This is a genomic window from Azospirillum sp. B506, assembly GCF_000333595.1.
GTDB lineage: Bacteria > Pseudomonadota > Alphaproteobacteria > Azospirillales > Azospirillaceae > Azospirillum.
This window is the reverse complement of sequence record NZ_BADK01000323.1, coordinates 1-2,654: the sequence shown is the minus strand read 5'-3', so window position 1 is coordinate 2,654 and position 2,654 is coordinate 1. Positions and strand designations below refer to the sequence as shown.

Genomic DNA, 2,654 nt, shown 5'->3' with positions numbered 1-2,654 from the left:
TGCCGCTGACGAATTGTGCAGCGGTCGGGTGCAAGACCTCCCCGGCCACTGCCACGGTCAGCGGCCGCTTCGGGATCACGATGCGGTCGTCAGGCTCCAGCAGCGGGTCCAGTTCCGGCCGCTTGCGCAGGACGGCGGGATCCGCTTCGACCACCACACGGCCCAGCGGTTCGGCGCCGCGAAGCTGTGCCGCAAGCTGGCGGGCCAGCGCGATATTTTCCGCTTTCACCGGTTCACCCTTTTCCGTTTCCAGCGCCAGAGTGCGCTCCAGTTCGCGGGCCTGTTGCTGGAACTGCTCCTTCTCGCGGCGGCGCTCGCTCTCGCGGGTCAGGACGGCGCCTGCGGGATAGGCATCGTCGATCAGCCCGCCGGCCCGAGCGATCAGGGACGACAGAGTCTCGCCGCGGCCGACGTCGTAACGGCCGGGGCGGCGCACCGCACCGTCGATGGCGACGGCCCGCGGTTCCAGGGCCTGCGGGCGCGGGTTGATCCGAAGCGAATCGCCGGGGCCGACGGCGCGGCTGCCGTCCCGGGCAAGATCGACGATGATGCGTGTGCCGTTCGCCGCTGTCAGTTCCGCCGCCGCCGGATCGGCGTCGGCGGACAACCCGCCGGCCGCCGCGACCAGAGCCGCCAACGGTGTTCGGTCGGCGACGGGATAGCCGCCGGGCTCGCGGACGGCACCGCGCAGCTGGACCGTCCTTTCGCCAATGACGGCAACGATGGCAGGATCCAGCACGGCGGCGAGCATCGACGGTTCGGTTTCGCTCTCCGTCCTGGCCTCCGGTTCCGCTCCGTCGGGCTTCACCAGGCTGCGGATGTCATCGGTGGCAAACAGGTGGATGCGGTCGCCGTCGCCGAGGACGCGGTCGGAACGCCCGGCCGCGACCTCCTGCGGCGAGAATGGCAGATGGACGCGGGACAGGCTTCGCCGCTCGTAGCGTTCTACAATGCCCAGCAGCGGATACACGTCGCGTTTCAATGCCTTGCCATCGGCCAGCACGGTGCGCAGCGTGGTTCCGGCCGACAGGCGGCGGGTGCCGGGACGGCGCACATGGCCGACCAGTTCATAGTGCGGCGCCTGCGACTCGACGATGGTCTCGCGGGCGTCGACATTCCCGGACCCGTCGGCGACAGGGTAGAAGCCGGGGCGCGCCACGCCGGTCAGCCGCAGCACCGAGTGACGCAGGGCCAAGGGCAGAAGGTCCGGAACGGCGGTGAACAGCGGCGTACAGGCGGTGCGAGCGCCGGTCAGCGTGGCGGCCGCGCGGGCCTGCGGCCCGGTGGCGAGCGGTCCGTCCGGTTCCGCCGCCAGTGTGCGGGCGAGCGCGACCAGGCCGGGGCAGGACTCTTGCGGCGGCTGGCGCTCGCCACGCAGGATGGCCAGCACCGGCTCCGCCGTCAGAAAATCAACGTCGGCGGCCCCCAGCACGTACAGCGTGTCGTCCTCCGCCAAGGAACGGCGGTCGCGCCCGCTCAGGACGGCGGAGAGGTCGACCGGCCGCAGGTTGCGCGACGCCATGTCCTGGCCGGTGCTCTCCAGAACGGCGAAGGGCAGATAGGGGGACGGACGCAGATCGGCGCGGGTCAGCAGTCCGGGAAGGGTCTTCGCCCGGCTCAGGGCGCGCGGGCCTGGACGCAGGACATGCCCCTCCAGCCGGACCTCGCCCCGGCGGTCCTCCCGCTCGGGTGCGAGCAGCAACAGATCGCCGTTGCCGAACCGCTTGGCATCGATGTCGGCGATGTCCTCCGTCGTCTCCTCGCCGGCGGGACCGATGCCGAACCGCAAAAGCCGGTCACGGCCGGGGCGCAGGGGGCCGCCGGCGAGGTCGCGCAGATCCGCGGCGGACAATGGACCGGTGCCCGGCGGCAGTTCGTAGATGCCCGGCCGCTTCACCGGTCCGGCAATCGCGACGGTTGCCCCCAGCGGCGGAACGAACAGCCTGTCGCCGTCGCGCAGCGGCAGGTCGGCATTGCCGGCAGCTCCACCGATCTGCAGGGCGTAGAGGTCGACCGTGATGCTGCCGCCTGTCCGCATCAGTCGCACGGCACGCAGGCTGCCGCCGCGGTCCACACCGCCGGCGGCCGACAGCGCGTCCAGCACAGTGGCGAAGGCGCTGATCTCCTGCCGGCCGGGCCGGCGGACGGCACCGGTGACCAGCACACCGATTCGCCGCACTTCCGCCAGCGAGGCGAAGGCATCCGTGCTGGGCCAGGTTGCCAAGACGGCGGCGGAAAGTTCCCGGCGCAGCGCATCCAGCGTCAAACCGGCAGCGGTCAGCGGGCGCAGATCGTCCACCACCAGTTGGCCGTTGCGGTCGACGGCAAAGCGCTTGCTGAAGGATTTCTGGCCCCGCAAGGTCACCAGCACGGTGTCGCCGGTGTTCAGCACATAGTCGCCCTGGATGGCACCGGGCGCCGACTCGGCTGTCGCGGCCGAATCCGTTGCGTGGGCGAACAGATCATAGCCGAACTGGCGCAACGCTTCTCCGGCGCGCACGGAAAAGGCCGCCTCCACCGGAGAGGCGGGCGACGTGACCTGCGAGGTGACCTGTGGCGGCAATGACGGATTGCTCCGCGTCGGCCCGTCGGCCAACACGACGCAAGCCCACAGAATGAGCGCCACCCCCGGCACCATTCGGGCGAATATCCTG

The 2,654-nt window shown here is 71.0% G+C and carries 1 protein-coding gene; it reads right to left on the bottom strand.

Annotation, left to right across the window (positions count from 1 at the left end):
• Positions 1-2,626 (bottom strand): SLBB domain-containing protein (locus I71_RS09955; RefSeq protein ID WP_244433741.1); only part of this gene is annotated, 2,626 nt, incomplete at its 3' end.
• Between the last annotated feature and the right edge of the window lie 28 nt (positions 2,627-2,654).